Raw genomic sequence first — 331 nt, 5'->3', positions numbered from 1 at the left:
GATCCCTTACTATTCATATAATTGAGATATACAGAAAATTTTCCGTTCCTCTTGGCGCATTTTGTTTTGTTTTCCTTGCTGTCTACCTTGGTTTAATGGCTAAAAAAAGCGGGCAAACTGTAGGATTTATTTTCGGCAATATTATCGCCGTGTTATACTGGTCTATGCTTTTTATAGGACAGGCAATGGGTTTACGCGCGGGAACGCCGCCTTTTTTGTCGATGTGGGCTCCGAATATTTTCTTTTTATCCATAGGCATTGTTCTTGCCGTTATTAAGGTGCGTAAATGAATAAAATAATGTTACTCGATAAATATCTACTTCGCCAATTC

Annotated in this window: 1 protein-coding gene; it reads left to right on the top strand. The window is 38.1% G+C overall.

The features are described from left to right. Positions 1-290: LptF/LptG family permease (locus tag ACYVTD_RS18600; RefSeq protein ID WP_461249070.1), on the top strand; the 290-nt coding region annotated here is incomplete at its 5' end. Positions 291-331: the final 41 nt, after the last annotated feature.

Source organism: Treponema sp. R6D11 (assembly GCF_054786075.1).
The sequence above is the reverse complement of the archived record's forward strand: the minus strand, read 5'-3'. Positions and strand labels throughout refer to the sequence as shown.